General features: G+C 70.2%; 16 protein-coding genes and 1 pseudogene. 4 read left to right on the top strand and 13 right to left on the bottom strand.

The genetic code is table 11. The features are described from left to right. Positions 1 to 59 precede the first annotated feature (59 nt). Positions 60 to 806 (top strand): response regulator transcription factor, encoded by a 747-nt coding sequence (locus tag JIX55_RS28820; protein ID WP_257566169.1) that lies wholly within the window; start codon positions 60 to 62, stop codon positions 804 to 806. Then, positions 803 to 2,173 (top strand): HAMP domain-containing sensor histidine kinase, encoded by a 1,371-nt coding sequence (locus JIX55_RS28815; RefSeq protein WP_257566168.1) that lies wholly within the window; start codon positions 803 to 805, stop codon positions 2,171 to 2,173. The genes JIX55_RS28820 and JIX55_RS28815 overlap by 4 nt, the downstream gene beginning before the upstream one ends. Before the next feature lie 57 nt (positions 2,174 to 2,230). On the opposite strand, the gene JIX55_RS28810 is transcribed toward JIX55_RS28815, so the two are convergent. From JIX55_RS28810 to JIX55_RS28750, 12 genes and pseudogenes are all read right to left on the bottom strand, one after another. Further along, entirely contained in the window at positions 2,231 to 2,731 is a 501-nt protein-coding gene (locus JIX55_RS28810) for an SgcJ/EcaC family oxidoreductase (RefSeq protein ID WP_257566167.1), read from the bottom strand. A gap of 153 nt (positions 2,732 to 2,884) precedes the next feature. After that, positions 2,885 to 4,810, bottom strand: a complete 1,926-nt coding sequence (locus JIX55_RS28805) for a tetratricopeptide repeat protein (RefSeq protein ID WP_257566166.1) — start codon at positions 4,808 to 4,810, stop codon at positions 2,885 to 2,887. Between the two features lie 382 nt (positions 4,811 to 5,192). Then, positions 5,193 to 5,997 (bottom strand): annotated as a pseudogene (locus tag JIX55_RS28800) (IS5 family transposase). Between the two features lie 12 nt (positions 5,998 to 6,009). Next, positions 6,010 to 6,315, bottom strand: a complete 306-nt coding sequence (locus JIX55_RS28795; protein WP_257566165.1) for a hypothetical protein — start codon at positions 6,313 to 6,315, stop codon at positions 6,010 to 6,012. 552 nt (positions 6,316 to 6,867) lie between these two features. Next, complete coding sequence (locus JIX55_RS28785) at positions 6,868 to 7,815, bottom strand: RNA-guided endonuclease InsQ/TnpB family protein (RefSeq protein WP_257566163.1); 948 nt, start codon at positions 7,813 to 7,815, stop codon at positions 6,868 to 6,870. Further along, on the bottom strand, positions 7,812 to 8,024 hold the full coding sequence (locus tag JIX55_RS28780) for a hypothetical protein (protein WP_257566162.1): 213 nt from the start codon (positions 8,022 to 8,024) through the stop codon (positions 7,812 to 7,814). Before JIX55_RS28780 ends, JIX55_RS28785 begins: the two co-directional genes overlap by 4 nt. A 297-nt stretch (positions 8,025 to 8,321) precedes the next feature. Then, positions 8,322 to 9,257 carry a M56 family metallopeptidase gene (locus JIX55_RS28775; RefSeq protein ID WP_257566161.1) on the bottom strand — a complete coding sequence of 312 codons (936 nt, stop codon included), beginning with the start codon at positions 9,255 to 9,257 and terminating at the stop codon, positions 8,322 to 8,324. Positions 9,258 to 9,538: 281 nt separating this feature from the next. Next, the gene (locus JIX55_RS28770) at positions 9,539 to 10,114 is read right to left on the bottom strand and encodes a hypothetical protein (protein WP_257566160.1); all 576 of its coding nucleotides are present in this window, start codon (positions 10,112 to 10,114) and stop codon (positions 9,539 to 9,541) included. A 71-nt stretch (positions 10,115 to 10,185) separates the two neighbouring features. Continuing rightward, positions 10,186 to 12,819 carry a tetratricopeptide repeat protein gene (locus JIX55_RS28765; protein ID WP_257566159.1) on the bottom strand — a complete coding sequence of 878 codons (2,634 nt, stop codon included), beginning with the start codon at positions 12,817 to 12,819 and terminating at the stop codon, positions 10,186 to 10,188. 188 nt (positions 12,820 to 13,007) lie between these two features. After that, complete coding sequence (locus JIX55_RS28760) at positions 13,008 to 13,670, bottom strand: DUF5063 domain-containing protein (protein WP_257566158.1); 663 nt, start codon at positions 13,668 to 13,670, stop codon at positions 13,008 to 13,010. After that, positions 13,663 to 14,262 (bottom strand): recombination mediator RecR, encoded by a 600-nt coding sequence (gene recR, locus JIX55_RS28755; RefSeq protein WP_257566157.1) that lies wholly within the window; start codon positions 14,260 to 14,262, stop codon positions 13,663 to 13,665. Before recR ends, JIX55_RS28760 begins: the two co-directional genes overlap by 8 nt. A gap of 109 nt (positions 14,263 to 14,371) precedes the next feature. Next, complete coding sequence (locus tag JIX55_RS28750) at positions 14,372 to 14,719, bottom strand: YbaB/EbfC family nucleoid-associated protein (protein ID WP_257566156.1); 348 nt, start codon at positions 14,717 to 14,719, stop codon at positions 14,372 to 14,374. A gap of 301 nt (positions 14,720 to 15,020) precedes the next feature. Between JIX55_RS28750 and JIX55_RS28745 the strand changes: the two genes are divergently transcribed. Then, a complete protein-coding gene (locus JIX55_RS28745; protein ID WP_257566155.1) occupies positions 15,021 to 15,788 on the top strand; it encodes an SLATT domain-containing protein in 768 nt (255 codons plus the stop codon). 277 nt (positions 15,789 to 16,065) lie between these two features. On the opposite strand, the gene JIX55_RS28740 is transcribed toward JIX55_RS28745, so the two are convergent. Next, the gene (locus tag JIX55_RS28740; protein WP_257566154.1) at positions 16,066 to 17,541 is read right to left on the bottom strand and encodes a M28 family metallopeptidase; all 1,476 of its coding nucleotides are present in this window, start codon (positions 17,539 to 17,541) and stop codon (positions 16,066 to 16,068) included. Positions 17,542 to 18,002: 461 nt separating this feature from the next. On the opposite strand from JIX55_RS28740, the gene JIX55_RS28735 reads away from it, so the two are divergent. After that, complete coding sequence (locus tag JIX55_RS28735) at positions 18,003 to 18,521, top strand: toxin-antitoxin system HicB family antitoxin (protein ID WP_257566153.1); 519 nt, start codon at positions 18,003 to 18,005, stop codon at positions 18,519 to 18,521. Positions 18,522 to 18,588: the final 67 nt, after the last annotated feature.

The raw sequence follows: 18,588 nt of genomic DNA, 5'->3' as shown, positions 1-18,588 counted from the left end.
TCACACCGTCGGCCCCCGCGGCGCCGGAAGCTCAACTTTCAAGCATTAAGGTCGGTGCCGTGCGCGTACTTCTGGTGGAAGACGACGAGCCCGTCGCCGAGTCGCTCCGGCGCGGGCTCCTGCGATACGGCTTCGAGGTGGAATGGGTCTCCACGGGCGGGGCGGCGCTGTCGTACAACGGTCCGTACGACGTCGTCCTTCTCGACCTCGGCCTGCCCGACACGGACGGTCTCGACGTCTGCAAGGCCCTCCGGTCCCGCAGCGATGTGCCGATCATCGTGATCAGCGCGCGCAGCGACGAGACGGACCGCGTGGTCGGCCTGGAGCTCGGCGCCGACGACTACGTCTCCAAGCCGTTCGGCGTCCGCGAGGTGATCGCCCGCATAAGGGCGGTGATGCGCCGCGTGCAGCCCCGGGCCGCCGACGCACCGGCCGCCGGCCCCGACCGCTACGGCCCCCGCCTCACCATCGACCGCAAGGCCGCGCGCGTCCACCTCGACGGTACGGAGGTGGGGCTCGCTCCCAAGGAGTACGACCTCCTCGCCTTCCTCACCGAGGAGCCGGGCGCGCTGATGTCGCGCGAGCAGATCATGGAGGCGGTCTGGGACGCGAACTGGTTCGGGCCGACCAAGACGCTGGACGTCCACGTGGCCGCGCTGCGGCGGAAGCTGGCGGGGGCGATCACGATCGAGGCGGTGCGGGGGGTGGGGTTCCGGCTGATCGTGAACGAGGGCGAGACCCCCGCAGGCGAGACCCCCGCGGCTGGCAAGGACGCCAAGAGCACTGAGGGCTCCGGCGCCTCATGATCCGTCAGCTGCTTCGCAGTTACGTCGTCCTCGTCGCCGTCGCGATCGCGTTGTTCACCGTGCCGGTGGCGTTCACGCTCACCTCACAGCTGCGGGGCGACACCATCAGTTCCGTCGGGCGCGAGGCCGAGACCATGGCCCGGCTGCTGGGCAACGGCGACGACGCCTCCTGCGAGGCGTTGAAACGGCTGGCCAAGGCGTACGAACCCGCCGAGGTCACGGTCCAGGTGGCCACCACCAACGGCTGTACGCCGAAGGACCTGACCGCACCCGCCCGCGACACGGCGCTGACCAAGGCGCTGCTGGACGGCGAGAAGACGGAGGACTGGGGTTCGGACTTCATCTGGGGCAAGCACCTGGTGGTCACCGTTCCCGCCCGCGACGCGACGACGGGCGATGTGGTCGGCGCCGTACGCATCGTCTTCTCCACCGACCACCTCACGTCCCGTCTGTGGCAGATCTGGGGCTTCCGGGCGGGGCTGGCCGTGCTGGTCCTCGGGGCGGCGGCGATCATCGGTGTCTTCGTGGCCCGCCGGCTGACCCGCCCCCTCCTGCAGCTCAACGAGATGGCGAGCAAGCTCAGCGACGGCGACCTGACGGCCCGCTCCCCCGTGACGGGCCCTCAGGAGACGCAGACCCTGGCGCGCACGCTGAACCAGGCGGGCGAACGCCTGGACACGCTGATCGCCTCGCAGCGGATCTTCGTGGCGGACGCCTCGCACCAACTGCGTACCCCCCTCACGGCCCTGCGGCTGTCCCTGGACAACATCGCGGACGGCACGGACGACGAGTTCGTACGGGAGGACGTGGAGCAGGCCACCGCCGAGGTGGTCCGGATGAGTCGCCTGGTCAGCGGCCTGCTGGTGCTGGCGCGGGCCGAGGCGAAGGTGACGGCGGCGGAACCGCTGTCCCTCCGGGACGTCATCCAGGAACGCTTCGACGTGTGGAGACCGGCCGCCGACGAGCGCGGAGTCACCATCACGCTCAGGGGGAGTGCCGACGGCCGGCCGCTTGTGCTGGCCAGTCCCGGTCATCTGGACCAGGTCCTGGACAACGTGCTTTCCAACGCCCTGGAGGTCTCACCGGACGGTGCGACCATCACGGTGCGGGTGGAGACCCGGGGCGATCAGGTGGTGCTGTCGGTGCTGGACGAGGGGCCCGGTATGTCGGACGCCGAGAAGTCCCGCGCCTTCGACCGCTTCTGGCGCGGTCAGGGCCTCACCGGGAAGTCCGGTTCCGGCCTCGGCCTCGCCGTCGTCAAGCAACTCGTCACCGACGACGGCGGAACCGTGGCCCTCGAGGACGCCCCCGGGGGCGGGCTGTGCGTCGCGCTCACACTGCGGGCGGCGCGGCACGGGGGTGGCTGAGCCGGGGGGTGGTCGGCTCAGCCGGTCCTACGGCTGGTGTCGCGCGCCGGCTGCCGCTCAGCCCTCGGGCATCGCCGACGAGTGGTGGTTCACGATCTTCCACACGCCGTTCCGCTTCTCGTACTCGTACGTGTAGCGGGCCTTGACGACTCTCTTCTCACCGGTCTTCTTGTCGGTGAGCGTGAACTGGTACGTGCCCGCGTCCAGCGCCGAGTTGCTGTCGAGGACGTTGATGTGCGTCTCGATCTTCTTGCCGACCGGCTTGCTCTCCAGGAAGTGGTGGAAGTAGTCGACGATGCCGGCACGGTTGGTGCGGACCTTGTTGGAGACGGTCGGCAGCAGCACCGCGTCCTTCGCGTACCGGTCCGCCACCTTCTTCGCGTCGCCGGTCCGCAGCGACTTGTTCCAGCCGTCGAAGAGCGCCGCGATCTCCTTCTTGGAGGGCTTCTTCGGCGCGGCCTCGGCTCCGGCCATGCTGACTCCGGCGGTCACCGTGCCGACGGTGACGAGGGCGGTGGCGGTGACGACGGCGGCACGTATGCGGTTCTTGCGGGTCATCGCGATCTCCCGTGCGAGTGTGGGGTGTTACTGCCTCCGCGTTCTCGTGCGGTGGAAGTGACTCCAGATTCGCGCGACGCCGGTTAGGGGCTGTGCAGCGGAGATACAGCGGTGGGACAGGGGTTGTACAAAGCACGGGGGGTGAGGGGGTGATTACGCTTCGCGGTGCCTGAGCAGGGCCACGGCTTGGTCGATGACGTTACGGCCTTCCGGGGTGTCGCCGACCGCTCGGCTCAAGTCGGCAATGAAGTCGGGAAGCAATTCGTGGACGCGAGGCGCATCGTCCACGAGAGCCAACAGATGAATATGGGTGATCCGGGCGTTCAACGTGTCCATATCGGTGGCACCCAGATGGTGTCGATACTGAGCTACGACCTTCTCCGCCAGCACGACAGCCCTGTCCAGGTGCCCGGCCTCCCTCAACTCCTCCACAAGGTTTCGTCTGAGAACTGCGACGCTGAAGTGGTCATCCCCCAATACCCTCTCGGCTTCGGCGACTTGGGCCTCAAACGTCGGACGATCGGGATGCTGGCGGGTCATTTCTCGGAGGGTCAGACGGGCCGTGAAAGCCACTGGATGGTCCGAACCCAGTGCTTCGACCGCCCTTTCAGCCACCTCCTGCGCCATGGCCTGGGCCCGCTCAGGCTCCGTGTGTCTCAGGACATCGGCGAGCGAGATTCGAGCCGAAAAGGTGTCCGGGTGACAAGCCCCCCTTTCTCGTTCGCTCAGGGCAAGTTGCTCCTCTGCGAGAGGCTGGGCAAGGTCATAATGGCCGTTGAGCATGTACATCGGCAGCATTGCGCCGCGTACCGTTTCTCTGCTGTCCCATCCCGGATTACGTTCGACGGCCCGCGCGACACGTTCGAGCAATGCCATGCTCCGCCGACTATGTCCCCTGGTGAGGTTCATCGCCGCCATGGTGAACAGGGACACAAGCAACTCCGTGTCGAACTCCTCACCCAAACAGCCCGCGAGTGCTTCGACATGCGTCGCCCACACCCGCTCCGCTTCGCCGAAGACCTGAGTCCTCTGTGTCTTTCCGCTCAGCATCCGCGCCGCCTCGTGCCGCGTGACCGCCATCTCCTCCGGTGTCCCCGCCCGACTCACCGCCTGCACCAGCCGATGCACCGACAGCACATCTCCCCGCACCTTGACCATGCTGTGCGCCGCCAACCTCCGCACGGCGTCGGTCACCTCCAGCGGGCTCCCGATCCCCTCCAAGTACCCCCGCGGAATCTCATCCGGCGCCCACCACGCGATGATCCGCAGGATCTGAACGGCGATCGGCGTATCGGCGAGCGCGTCCAGCGTCACCTGCCACACCCTTGCCACCGTCCGCTGCGCGTCCCCGCCCTCCGCCGTGGCCGCGTACATGTCGGCCGGGTAGCGGGCGAGAAAGTCGAGGTACACCCGGGGCGTCACCCCAGCCTCGCGGCAGTACGCGGCGGCCTGGTCCACGGCCAGCGGCAGGCACCCCAGTTCGGCGCACAGCTCCTCTACCCCGTCGGCCGGGCCGTCGTAGATCCCGGTGAACAGCTCGACGGCTTCTGCCGGCGCGAGGACATCCAGGTCCAGCGTCCGCGCGATCCCGCGCCAACTCGTCGAACTCCGACGGGTGGTGACCAGAAACCGCCCACCCGGCGCCCGTGCCAGCAGCGGCCTGATGACGGCCGGGTCGGAGACGTTGTCCAGGACGATCAGCCAGCCGCCGTTGGAGGCGAGCCACTGGATCGTACGTTCCCGGAAGGCCTCCTCCGTCAGGATGCCGACCAGGGCGGGCTGGAGGGCGCGGCCCAGCGCGGCGAAGCCGGAGTCGAGGTCGGTCTCCGTCTCCGCGGTGATCCACCAGACGGGGTTGAAGTCGGCCGCGTGGACGGCGGCCCAGTGCGCGGCGAGGGTCGACTTGCCGATCCCGCCCAGCCCATGAACGGCGTGGACGACGAGACCGCCCGCCTCACCGAACGCCGCGTCGAGAAGCCGGAGTTCACGCTCTCTGCCGACGAACTGACCGGTCCGGTCGGGAAGATGACACACTCGGGCCGCGCGGGAATCGAGCGAGAACGCCTCCGCCGGAAGCACCGTGGCCCGCGCGATCTGCGTGACGAAGTCCCCGGTGGCCGCATTGCCGATGTCCCGCCCGGCGACGATCGCCCCGTCCCCCGACGCCTCCGCCGACGCCGCCCCCTCGCTCACGCACCCGCCCCCTTCTCGGAGGCGGTGCTGGTACTGGTGCCGAGCGCTGTACGGCCTTCGCCTCCGGGTCCTCCCGGCAGATTAGCGGGCCACAGGGCGCAGGCTGCCCCGGGCCAGAGGCGACGATGGGAACGGGGGTGGGCAGCCGGCTCCCCACCCCCGTTCCGGGCCGGATCAGTCCACGTACTCCTGGAGGCACTCGGTGTCGAGAGCGATGTTCACCGGGTCCGGGAGTTTCACAGTGGCCCCGAAGGGCTTAGACGTCATCTCATTTGGTGAGCCTGCGGTAGCAGATGAGGGTGCAGGCGATACTGGTGAAGGCGAGGAAGTGGTCGGCCTTGCGCTCGTAGCGCCGGTGGAGGCGTCGGCGGCCAGCGAGCCAGGCCATGGTGCGTTCGATGGTCCAGCGGTGGCGGCCCAGCCGTTGTGAGCTTTCGATCCCTTTGCGGGCGATGCGGTGGGTGATGCCGCGGCCACGTAACCATCGCCGCAGTGGGGGTAGTCGTAGCCCTTGTCGGTGTGAAGCTTTCCCGGCTTGCGCCGCCTGCGTCCGCGTCGGGAGCGGATCGGCGGAATGCCCTTGACCAAGGTGATCAGGGCTTGGCTGTCGTGCAGGTTCGCGCCCGAGATTCCGATGGAAATGGGCAAACCGGTCCGCTCGGTGATCAAGTGGATCTTCGAACCGTACTTGCCCCGGTCGACAGGATTCGGACCCGTCAGGTCCCCCTTTTCAGGGCCCGCATGTTCACCGAGTCGATCGCGCAGCGGGTCCAGTCCAGCTCGCCTCGGGCACCAAGCTCGTCGAGTACCACGCGGTGGAGCCTGGCCCACACCCGGGCCTTCGACCACTCGCTGAACCGCCGATGGGCGGTTGCCCCTGACAGCCCGAAGGACGCTGTAGGCAGTTGCTGCCATGTGCAGCCCGACGTGGCCACGAACACGATCGCCGCCAGCACCTCCCGGTCGCCATGCCGACGCCGGCCACCACCCTGAGGCCGCGACGGCGCCTCCGGCACCACCCGCTGGAACAGCTCCCACAGCTCATCCGGCACCAGCCGCTCGACAATCCCCATGACCTGTCGCGCCTATGCCTCGCTGGAGCAGATGGTCTCAGTCCAGGTCGCCTGGAGGTCACGGCAGACAAGGGTGAGTGTGCCGTCCCAGCAGGCGATCTCGTGGCTGCAGCCGTCCCTGTGCGGCAGGATCTCGTCGAGAATCACAGCTCCGAGGTCGGCTCCTCGGTCCTCGTCGGCGGGATCGATGAGGAAGCTGGACACCCCTGCGTAGCGGATCAGCAGGTCTCGGTCGTGCTTCCAGCAGTTGTGCTGGAACTCGACCTCCATCTCCTCACCGCCGGCGCCCCGGACGGCCCGGAGCGTCAGGTCCTTCACGCATCGCCTGCTGCGGAAGTCGTAGTGGCCCGTGTCCGTGGCGAAAGCCCGGGCGCCTGGCGGCAGGTCACCGGAGATTGAGAGTAGGTGGCTCAGGTAGTGAGCCGGGTCCAAGACCCCTGACAGGTCGCCGACCTGCGCATCGAGATTGACGTACTGCATCGACCTTCGCCCCCGTTCATGACTTCCCACTGGCCGACGAATCGTCGCACAGACTCACCAAATGAGATGACGTCTTATTCACCTGCTGGCGATAGCGGCCGTCCTCCGGTTCGGTGAACACGGTGACCGTGCAATCGTCCCGATCGATGAGGAGGTACAACACCTATCCGCTGCGTTGGTACTCCGAACCGACCCCGGAAACACCGTACGTGGAACCGGAGTTGCTCCTCACAGCAGTGACCGCCGTATCGAGAGGAGCGCAGTCATGAGTCACCTTCTCGGCCGTGAACGGCCGAGCTTGTGTACTCGGTCGTTCACACCTTGTCGCGCTCCCGACTGTCCCCTACGGCAGGACGGTCACGGGTCGCATCTCCCCACGTTCCGGCCTGTTCAGGCTGGTGCGGGGACGGGTGCGGTGACGAACACCCACGCCGAGCGTGCGCGGTTGCGCACGTCGACCCCGGCGACGTGGTCGGCAGGCCCAGCGAGGCCGCACCGATGACAGGAGAAACGGTCCCGGTCGGGCCGGTTGGCCCGCTCGGTGTGCCCGCAGCGCGGGCAGCGCTGCGAGGTGTAGGCCGCATCCACCTCCAAGAACGGCACCCCGGCCTTACGGGCCTTGTAGGCGAGGTGCTGTCCGAGCTGGTGGAACGGCCACGAGGAGAGCATGCCCCGCTGGTCGCGACGAAGCCGTACCCGGTCCCGGATCCCGTCGAGTTGTTCGACAGCGATCCCCCGACCGGTGCGTTGCGCGACGGACACGATCTCCTTGCTGATCCGGTGGTTCACATGAGTGGCATGACGCTGTTCCTTCCGCGCACGGCGGGCCGCACGGCGGGTGGCCGAACGCGTCTGCTTCGCCTGGAGTTCGGCGCGCTTGCGGGCCTGCCACCGCCGGTAACGGCTCAGGCTGCGGCCCTGGTAGTTGGTGCCGTCGCTGGTGGTGGCTAGGTTGACGATGCCACGGTCCACGCCGATCCAGTCGGTCGGCTCGTGTACCCCGGGATCGGGAATGTCGCAGGTCGCGATGAGGAACCACTTCCCACCCCGCTGGACCAGGTCGGACTCGCCCCTGCGGTACTCGGCCAGCGTCTTGAGCTGGTCCGGCGAGCCGGTGTAGCGGATGCCGCGCATCCGCCCGTCCACCGTCCAGATCGACACCGTGCGCGCGTCGGTCCGCCAGGACAGGCACCGGTCGTCGAACGGCTGCGCCGCCTCGGGCCGGAAGGTGACCGGCGAGCCGACGGCCTTGCGGTACCGCTTCGTCCCCGGACCGCCCAGCCGCCCGGCTTTCAGGCTCGCCGCGAGCGCGCCGTACGCGTCAACGACTTTCTTCACCACCCGCACCGCGGCTGTGCCGACAGCCCGAACGTGGCCTTGATGTCCGCGTAGACCAGTTTCTGCAGGCCGTTGCGGTCCTTCACACCCGTCGCACAGGCCGTTCGGGAGACGTGGTCGGCGGCCCGGTTGCAGGCGCGCAGGGTCGCCTCCAGCGCCGCCGCCTGCTCCGGCGACGGCAACAGCTTCACTTGCACCACCAGCTTCACGACCCCAAACCTAGGCAGCGCATCGCACATCCGGGCGGGCTTCGCACACGTTCACCCACCCTCGGGACCCTTCAGGACGCGTGTGCGAATTCCCCGGCTCCGCCGGACGGCAATGCGGGCACTCCGTGCCCGACCATCGGACGCGGTGACGCTCCGCGTCACCGGTTCGAGATGCGATTCCTCCCGGCGTGAACGCCGAGGCATCCTCGCAAGAATCAGGTGAAGTTCTACCGGCAGATCGCCAAGGCGGACCAGCTCCACACAGATACTGGACTTCCTCCGCGACCAGCCGCCCGGCTAGAGCGTCCCCAGCGCCGGTGCGAACGCGATCAGCAAGGGAAGGAGTGCCAGCAGCGCGGCGGCCGTCGTGGTCGCCGCGCGGCGGGTCCGGTCCAGACGGGGCGGGGGCTCCAGGAGGCGTTCCACCCGGTCGCCCAGCAGGCGGCGGGTGTTGGAGCAGCTCAACACGCCCCGGTGCTGGTTGAGTTCGATGAGGGCCAGGGCCGTGGTGAGGTGGCCGCAGCGGCGGGATGCCGTGTCGTCGGCGGCGAGTTCGACCAGGCGGTGGGTCTGGTCGGCGAAGTGGGCGAAGAGGGGGATCCGCGGGAAGCCCGTGGCGAGGGCGGTGGAGAGGTGGAGCAGCCAGTCGTGGCGGGCGCGGGCGTGGCCGAGTTCGTGGGCCAGTACGGCGTCCAGCTGACGGTCGGTGAGTTTGCCCAACGCTCCGGTGGTCACGACCAGTTGGGGCGGCGCGCCCGGCATCAGCCACGCGTCCGGGTACTCGTCCTCCAGGACCAGCAGCGGCCCCTTCGCCTGTGGCAGGCCCGCCGGGAGGTCGGGGGCGCGTTCGCGCAGGTGCGCGCGGCGGAGGTGACGGCGGCGCCGGGCCTCGACCAGTTCCCGGGCGAGCATGGCACCGCTCCAGGCCGCCCCGCAGGCCAGCAGCAGGGTCAGTACGGCCGTCCAGGGCGGCGCGGCCGTGAGGTCGTACGCGTCGGTCACGGCCGGGGGCGCGGGGGCGAAGGCGTGCGTACGGACCGTCTCGAACACCGCCGCCGCGCCCAGCACCAGCGCCGCGAGGCAGCTCAGCAGCGCCGCCGCCACCAGGCACTGCCACGCCCACAGCGCGACCACGGGTTCCCGCTCAGGCCACACCGCCTTCAGCAGGGCACGGGGGCCCAGCACTGCGGCTGTCAGGGCCACGGCGGTGAGAAGGAGCAGGAGAACGGTCACGTCACTGGGTCCGGTTCCTGTCGGGGGCGGGCGGCGTGTACGGCTGAACAGGGACGATCTGGTTGTCGTGGAGCTGCGGCCTCTACAGGCTGGTGGACACGCTACCGGTGAACGGGGCCGATGCCATCGGCCCGGATGAGCCGTGAGCGAGGCGTCACTTGCCGCGTGCCTTCAGTTGTCCGAACTTGCCGCGTGCCTTCAGTTGTCCGACGTACCCGGCTGCCCGGCACGCTCGGCCGCCCGGTGCGACTCGGCGCGGGCTGATCCCGGTGAAACCCCGCTCAGCTGCCAGTCGACGCCGAGCCGATGTCGCCGCCCGCCGCGATGGAGCCGTGGCCGGATGCGGTCACGTTCGCGTTCGGGCCGGGGGTGCCGGCGGGGGGTGGGGTGGCGGGCGGGTTCTGCGACGGGACGGTCGGCGGGGTCGTACCGCCGGTCGAGGCCGCGCCGATGTTGCCGCCGGCCGCGATCGCGCCCCGGCCGGAGGCGGCCACGCCGTCGGCAGGGGTAGCCGGGGCGGGGGCAGCCGGGGCGGGTGTGGGCGCCGCCGGCGTGACGGTGGCGGCACCGGTCGAGGCGGTGCCGATGTTGCCGCCTGCGGCGATCCCACCGACGCCCGACGCCACGACGTTCCGTGACTGAGCGGGAGGGGTCGGAGCCGGCGGGGGCGGAGGGGTGGACGAGCCACCGAACTGCACGATGGCGGCGAGGACAAGACCGATCACGCCCGCGGACCCGCCCGCCACACTCGCGATCTGATCGGCCGAGCCCAGGTCGACGAAGGCGAACCCGACCAGCGTGACCACGCCCACCCCGGCGATCGCGAGACCGGCCCATGCCCATGGCTTCAGTGTCATTGGGGCATTGTGGCGGTTGTCGGGGTCTGTGGGGAGGGTTCGCCCAATACCGGCGGTCAACTGAGGTGGGATCAGATCCCGTCGGCCGTACCGTTGTCGGCGGTGTCGACGGTCCCTTCTACAGCGACGGTCGCTTCCATGGCGTCGGCCCCCTCCGGTTCGTCGGCCCGCGCCGTCGCTGTACCAGCCCGGTCCACCGCCTTCATCACCTCGATCGCCGCTTCCGCGAACCTCGCGAAGTCCAAGGTGCCCGCGGCGATACTCTCGCGCATCGACCCGAACAAGTCGCCCAGCTGGACGACGGCCTCGGGGATCGGTCTGCCTTCGGCTCCGGCAATCCAGTCGGCCCCCTCCCCGTCCAGATCCCCGGTGTCCGACTCGTCGTCCTCGTCGTTGTTGCCCAGCCCGCGGGAGACGGCCACGTCGACCATGCTTCTGATGGCATTCATACCGGCGACGAAGGAATCGTCCCCGCCGAAGACCTCCGTGGCGTCCGAGACCAGTTGCTCCAGAGCCGTGGAGACCCGGCCGACATCCCTGGTGGAGGCGTACGCCTGGACCAGTGCCATCCTCGCGGTCAGGGTCCTCGGATGATCACCACCGAACACCCGCTCGGTCGTGGCGACGTACTGCTCCGCGGTCTCCACGTCCTGCTCCGACCCCAGCAACTTCTTCATGACTTGCGGGCCCATGGACCGGACCACCGAGTGGAGTCGGTGCATCAGGTCGGGGGAACTGAAGTCGGCGCTGTTCAGGGGCACGGACATCAGGGCCTCCCCTATCGGTCCCTCCAGGATCTTCGACCCCGCCGACATCAGCAGGAGTTCGCCCTGGATGGACAGTGTCACCGGGTGTTCCGGGCCCAGGTGCTCCACTCCGTCCTCGTACGCCTTTTGCAGCCTCCAACGGATCGACACCAGGTCGTCATGGTTCCGGAACTCCCGGGCGAGAGCGCTCCGCGCCGCCAGGGTCAGCGGGTGCTGGTCACCGAGGGCCGCCGCCCGCCCCGCGACCACCTCCTCCAGGAGAGCTGCGGCACGCGCGGAGTCCCCCTGGAAGCCGACCAATTGGGCCAGCCGCATGAGCGCCGTCAATGTCACGGGGTGTCGCTCGCCCAACGCCCGCACGCAGTCGTCCAGTACGGCCTCGGCGAGAGGAGCGGCCCCCTTGAGGTCGCCCGACCGTCGCCGGGCGTGCACGAGCCGGGTCCGGGTCTCCAGCGTCTGCGGCGCCTCGGCACCGAGAAGTCGCGTGTACACCGCCTCCGCGCGCTCCAGCAGCGCGACCGCCCGCAGTGCCGAACGGGTCCCGGAGAACGTCAACTGGCGGGCGGCCTTGACGTAGAGTTCCGCCTCCGCCTCGCTCTCGGCCGTCCCGATGCCGGCCCCCGGCAGTCCGCCCCCGTGCCCGGCCAGCGCCTCGATGTGCGGCAGCACCGCCCGCACGGCCCGCCAGGCCGACGGAGCCTCGGCGTCTTCCGGGACCTGCGCGGTCAGTGCCGCCACCGCGCTCCTACGGGCCGCCACGATCGCGTCGGCGTGACGGTGACGGTCGTCCTCCCCCCGACCCTCCCCCGGCGTACGCGAGACGGCTTGCACCAGGCGGTGTACGGACACGGTGTCGTCGTAGAGGGAGATCATGCTGTGCGCCGCGAGGCGGCCCAGTGCCCGGCGCACGGCAGGGGGTGTGCCGAGAGAGGCGAGGAGCGAACGGGGGATGCCCTCGGAGGCGTACCAGGCGAGCATCAGCAGGATCCGCACGGCGAGCGGGTCGTCCGCGAGACGGTCGAGGGTGACGTGCCAGACGCGGGCGACGGTGCGTCCGTGGTCGCCGCCCTCGTCGGTGGCCCCGTACATCTCGGCGGGGTAGGCGGCGAGGTCGTCCAGGTACGCCCTTACGGTGCAGCCCGTTTCCGCGCAGTACGCCGCCGCCTGGGCGACCGCGAGCGGGAGGTGGCCCAGTTCCGCGCAGAGTTCGGCGGTGTCCGAGTCCTCGCCGCGAATCCGGGTGAAGAGGTCCACCGCCTCCGGGGCGGACAGCACGTCCAGCGCCAACTCCTTCGCCATGCTCCGCCAGCCCGTGGACCTCCGGCTCGTGACCAGGAAGCGACCTGAAGTCGCCCGGGCGAGAAGGTGTTCGACAACGGCCGGGTCCGAGACGTTGTCGAGCACGAGCAGCCAGCCGGTGTGGGAGGCCAGCCACTGCCGGGCCCACTCGGCGAGTTGTTCCTGCGGGAGGAGGGTGACCAGTGCGGGCTGCAGCGCGGAGGCAAGCGCCGCCAAGCCCGAGTCGAGCGCCGCACGGCTGTCCGCGGTGATCCACCAGACCGGCGCGTACTCCGCGCCGCGCAGGGTCGCCCAGCGGGCGGCGAGCGTCGACTTTCCGATACCGCCCAGCCCGTGCATCGCGTGCACCACCGCCTCACCCGGGGTGGCCAACGCCTCGTCCAACAGGGCGAGTTCATGGCCCCGGCCGACGAAGAGGGGCGCACGGGACGGGAGGTTGGTCAGCCCCGGGGGGCAGTCGACGCATGCCGCGGCGGGAAAGCTCTCGGGCGACAACAGCGTCGCCCTGCCGATGTGCACACCGTACGAACCCGCCCCGGTCTGCGCCAGACCGACATCCCCCCGAGCGGCCACAGCCGCCGTACCGGAGGCCGTGGCGGAGGAATCCTCAGACGGGCGGCGGTCGAACAATGCGCTCATGGGTCACATGATGACCGCCCGCGGCGGAAACAGTCATACGTACGGCGGGAGTTGTGCGCCCGGGCAGCATCGCTCCCGCCGTGAGCCGCAGCCACGACCACAGCCGGCTGCCCGGGCAGCATCGCTCCCGCCGTGAGCCGCAGCCACGACCACAGCCGGCCGCTGCCGCAGCCGTGGCTCTGTCGCGGCTACTTCACCTTCCGCAGCCCCAGCGGCGCCGCGATCTCCTCCGCCATGACCTTGCCCGCCTCGAACTCCAGGGTCTCGTCGCCCATCAGTTCCTGGTCGGTGTCGAGGCCGTCGAGCTCGGCGAGGGGTTGGTTGAGGCGGACGTGCGCGACGACGGACTGAAGTGCCCTGAGTGTCGCCGAAGCCGTGGAGCCCCAGTTGGAGAAGTAGGAGAACTGCCACCACCAGAGGGCCTCGGTGGTGCGGCCCGCGCGGTAGTGGGCCATGCCGTGGCGGAGGTCGGCGATGACGTCGGCGAGGTCGTCGGAGATACGGGCCGGCACGGGCGCCTTGCGGGGCTCGTAGGGGTCGAAGACCTCGGAGTAGATGTCGACCGGGTCGAGCATCAGAGCCAGGCGTTCGCGCAGGTCGTCGACGTCCGGCTCGGGGCCCGGGTCGGGCTCGTAGCGCTCGTCCGGCACGATGTCCTCGTGCGCGCCGAGGCGGCCGCCGGCCAGGAGGAGCTGGGAGACCTCCAGGAGGAGGAAGGGGACGGCCGAGTCCGGCTCGTCGCCCCTGGCCACCTCGGTGACGGCGACCAGGAAGCTCTCGATCTGGTCCGCGATCTGGACCGCGAAGTCGTCCGGGTTCAGGCCGGTCGCGTGCAGCGTGGCGTCAGACATCTAGGAGTCGTCTCCCCTCGAAGGCGCGGCCGAGGGTCACCTCGTCCGCGTATTCCAGGTCGCCGCCCACCGGGAGGCCGCTGGCCAGGCGGGTGACCTTGAGGCCCATGGGTTTGATCATGCGGGCGAGGTACGTGGCCGTGGCCTCGCCTTCGAGATTCGGGTCCGTGGCCAGGATCAGCTCGGTGACCGTTTCGTCCGCCAGGCGGGCCAGCAGCTCTCGTATGCGCAGGTCGTCGGGGCCGACACCCTCGATCGGGCTGATCGCGCCGCCGAGGACGTGGTAACGGCCCCTGAACTCGCGGGTGCGTTCGATCGCCACGACGTCCTTCGGCTCCTCGACGACGCAGATGACCGAGACGTCGCGGCGGGTGTCGCGGCAGATGTTGCACAACTCCTCCTGCGCGATGTTGCCGCAGGTCGCGCAGAAGCGGACCTTCGCCTTCACTTCGAGGAGGGCCTGTGCGAGCCGCCGTACGTCCGTCGGCTCCGCCTGCAGGATGTGGAAGGCGATCCGCTGCGCGCTCTTGGGACCGACGCCGGGCAGCCGCCCCAACTCGTCGATGAGGTCCTGGACCACGCCTTCGTACACGGACTGCCGTCCTTCCTGGTGTCTTTCAGTACGTACCGTAGTCGGCCACGGCCGCTCCGAGGAAGGCGGTACGGGGCACAGATGGGCTCAGAGGGGGTCGCGGAGGAGTTCAGAAGGGCAGGCCGGGGATGCCCGCGCCACCGCCGCCGAGGCCCTGGGCGAGGGGGCCCAGTTTCTGCTGCTGGAGGGCCTGGGCGTTCTCGTTGGCCGCCTGGACGGCCGCGACGATCAGGTCGGCGAGGGTCTCGGTGTCCTCCGGGTCCACCGCCTTGGGGTCGATCTTCAGGGCGCGCAGTTCGCCGGATCCGGTGACGGTGGCCCGCACCAGGCCGCCGCCCGCCTGACCGTCGACCTCCGTCTGCGCGAGTTCCTCCTGTGCCCTCGCCAGGTCCTGCTGCATCTTCTGGGCCTGCTGGAGCAGCTGCTGCATATTGGGCTGGCCACCACCGGGGATCACGTTCAGCTCCCTCGCACGAGTTTTCTCACGGACGTCTTTTCTCACGGACGTCGCCGTGGACGTTCTTGCGGTCGCAACGAGCCTACGTGGTCGGCACGGCCTGTGCCGCGCCACTCTTTCGAGTGAGTCGGCGGGGATTCGTATACCTGATCAAGGCCTCCTTCCAGGGGGAAAAGCGGTGAAAACGGGGTCTTCGCCACCCATTGGGGGGTAGGAAGGGTCGGGCCGCGTCAAGGTGCGTCAGCGCCGTACACGTGTGTCTCGCACTGTCGTCAGCAGCGTCGTCAGTAGGGAGTGCCGGGTGAGCCAGCCGGAGATGCAGCCCGAGGGGGGACCCCCGGACGGGCGGGGCGAGGGGTCCGGGCTGTGGGCGGAGCCGTGGACGTCGGCGACCGGTCCGTGGGTGGGGGATCTGGCCGGGCGACCGTTTCCGCAGGGGGACTGGGGGGCGCCGGCGGAGCGGCTGGAGGAGTTGTACCGGTGGGTCGAGCGGGCGGCCCTGGAGACCGCCGCGTGGTATCTCGCGGACCGGGTGTGGAAACGGCTGGCGGCGCGGGTGCTGCGGATCGGGGCGGCGGCGGGGGCGCTCGCCGGGGCGGCGCTGCCGTTGCTCGACCTCACCGGGGTGATGGGCGGGGTGGCGCCCTGGGGGTATCTCGCGCTGCTGTCGTGCGTGGCGTGTGTCGCGGTGGACCGGTTCTTCGGGGTCACCTCCGGGTGGATAAGGGATGTCGCCACGGCTCAGGCGGTGCAGCGGCGCCTTCAGGTGCTGCGGTTCGACTGGGCGTCGGAGAGTGCGCGGGAGGTGCTGGGGCCGACGGAGGGGACGGCCGGGGAGGCGGCGGAGCGGTGTCTCGCTGTGCTGCGGCGGTTCTCCGAGGACATCACGGAGCTTGTGCGGGCCGAGACGGCGGACTGGATGGTGGAGTTCCGGACGGGGTCCGCTCCGCTCTGCCTGCAGAACGGGGGTGCCGTTCCTCGGCCGGACGGTGCGTCGAACGGGCGGGTGGCGATGCCGCCGGGGGCTCGGCCGAACATGCCTCGGCAGCGACCGCCGGAGGCTCGGTAGCGGGGGGCGTGCGGGGTGCCTTTTCGCCCCCGCCGCCCCTACCCGTCCCATCCCAAGGGGTGCTGCCCCTTGACCCCGGGTGGTTGTTTGGGTGGGTGGGTTGTTCCTGGGTGGAGGTGGTCTGGGTGGGTGTGTGCGGGTGGGTGGGGGCTGGTCGCGCAGTTCCCCGCGCCCCTAAAAGACCCCGGGCGCGCCCCACGCCGCCAAGGGGCGCGGGAAACTGCGCGAGCAACCACGCATCACCCGCAGCCGCCGTACAGCCCTCACCCCCGAGCTCTTACGCGGGCACCGGAAAGGACACTGCGCTGCGTAGGCCCGCCCGGTTCACCGCCCGCACGCCGAAGAAGACGTTGTCCTTGGACAGGTCCACCTCGTACGACGTGACGTCGCCGGCCGGTATGACGTGGGTCCACTCGGCGGCCGACGTCTCGCGCCAGACCACTTCGTAGCCCGCGAGGTCGGGTTCCGGGCCTCGGGGCCAGGTGAGGCGGGTGGAGTTGGTCAGGTCGGAGGTGAGGATCTTGACGTCGCGCGGGGTGCCGGGGGCCTGGGCAAGGGTCCAGAGGGTCGCGGCGTTCACCTTGGCCACGCGGGCCGTGTACGCGAAGTCGCAGAAGTCCGGGAGGTCGCCGTACTGCGTGCCGTTCTCGACGCGTACGTCCTGGTGCTGGTGGGCGAAATCCTCCGCGGGCTCGGTGAAGCGGGCGGCGGGGTAGCCGCGTTCGAGGAAGGGGATGTGGTCGCCGCCGCGGCGGTAGCGGTCGCGGCGGTGGATGACGCGGACGTGCATGGCGGTGGCGTCGTTGTCGGCCACGTCGCGGACGAAGCGGGCGAGCTGGCGGGACGGGGAGTCGTTCTCGCCGCCGACCGAGCGGCGGACCGCGGCCTGTTCGGGGGTCTCCGAGGACGGGACGCCCTCGGCGAAGAGGCGGATCGTGTACGGGTCCTTGTCGCCGTCGTCCGCCGTCGAGCTGCCGACGATGTCGTTGGTGAACATGGCCTGGACGTCCGCCCCGGCCTCCCTGTACCGCCGTGCCATGTGCGCCGCCCCGTACAGGCCCTGCTCCTCCCCCGCCACCGCCGCGAACACGATCGTCGAGGCGGGGCGGCGGCGGGCCATCACCCGGGCCAGTTCCATGGCGACGGCGACGCCGGACGCGTCGTCGTCCGCGCCGGGGGCGTCGGAGGTCGCGTCCATGACGTCCGTGACGCGGGAGTCGTAGTGGCCGGACACGACGTGGATCCGGTCCGGGGTCAGCGCGCCGCGCAGAGTCGCGACGACGTTCGTGATGCGGGTCGCGGTGGGGATGCGTGGGGCCGGTTCCTGGACGTACGACTGGAGCTCGACCGTCATGCGGCCTGCGGAGGCCGCCGCGTACGACTTCAGCTCCTCGAAGATCCAGTCCCGGGCGGCGCCTATGCCACGCACCGGGTCGTCCTGGGCGGAGAGGGTGTGCCGGGTGCCGAAGGAGACGAGCTTGCGGACCGTCGCCTCGATGCGGGCGGGGTCGATCTCCCGTAACAGGGCGCGGAGTTCGGGGGTGGGGCGCTGGGCGGTGGCGGGTTGTTTTCGGGAGCCCGCCGCTTCGCCTGCTTCCGCCGCTTCCTGCGTTTCCGGCGCCTCCGCCGTTTCCGCCGCTTCCTTCACTTCCGTCGTTTCGTCCGCGGCCGCCGGACTCGCCGCCGCCCCCGCCGCGGCCGACATGCCCGCCGCCGCCGATGCCGTCAGGAGCGTTCGTCTCGTGGGGCGCATGCGTCCTCCGGTGGTGCGCGTGGACCAGTGGGGCCGGATCGCCACCATGGTCGTGGACGCGTCAAGAAGGCGGCAAGGGGGCGTGCGGCGCCACGGGCCCAGTCATGCCGCTCCGGGTGGATCCGTGGCGCAGGCAGGCTGCGATCCGTGACGCGTGACGCCGGCAGACCGCGAGGGGAGGCCATCCCCCGCGACATCGCAGGGCGCCACATGACGCCGCAGGGTGGCGCAACTTGGCGCCACCCTGTGCCATACGACGCCACCCCGACACCACCCGGCACCACCCGGCGCCACCCGACGCCATTCCGCGTCTCCTCAAGCGCATGAGCACGCATGGCGCCACAATCATTCAGGCAGGGGTCAGCATGTTTCCGCAGGTCACAGCGGCCACGCCGACCGCCGAGCCAGAGATGGCACCCTACGGCTTGCACATGGCGCCACATCGGTGCCATGATGGCGTCATGGACCTCACCCCGTATGTCGACACCCTCCGCCGCGAACTCGCGGTGGCCGCCGAAGCCGGTGGCGACGAAGCCCGCGAGCTGGCCGAGAGGCTCACCGCTCCCCTGGAGTCGGCGACCCGGCTGACCATGCTCAACGTGCTCTCCGCCGCGATGGACGAGATCACCCGCGAGCTCGCCCCCGGCTCGGTCGACGTACGGCTGCGCGGGCTCGACCCCGACTTCGTGGTGACACCGCCGCCCACCTACGGCGGCGCCCCCGCGGAACCGGCCGCGCCCGTCGAACCGCTCCACACCCCGGCTCCGGCCGACATCGACGAGGGCGGCACCGCCCGCGTCAATCTGCGTCTGCCAGCCCACCTCAAGGCCCGCGCCGAGGAGGCCGCGGCCCGCGAGGGCCTCTCGGTCAACGCGTGGCTGGTGCGCACCGTGTCGGCCGCGGTCGACGGCGGCACCCGACCGCGTACGACGGAGAAGTCCCAGACCGTCGGACAGAGCTTCACGGGCTGGGTGCGCTAGCCGCGCTCCCGCCCGCACCCCCCAAAAAGACCAGCACAGCGCCCACACCACGTCCCACCAGCGGGGA

This window comes from Streptomyces sp. DSM 40750 (assembly GCF_024612035.1).
Lineage (GTDB): Bacteria > Actinomycetota > Actinomycetes > Streptomycetales > Streptomycetaceae > Streptomyces.
Note: the sequence above shows the minus strand (reverse complement) of the source record. Positions and strands in the feature narration are given on the sequence as shown.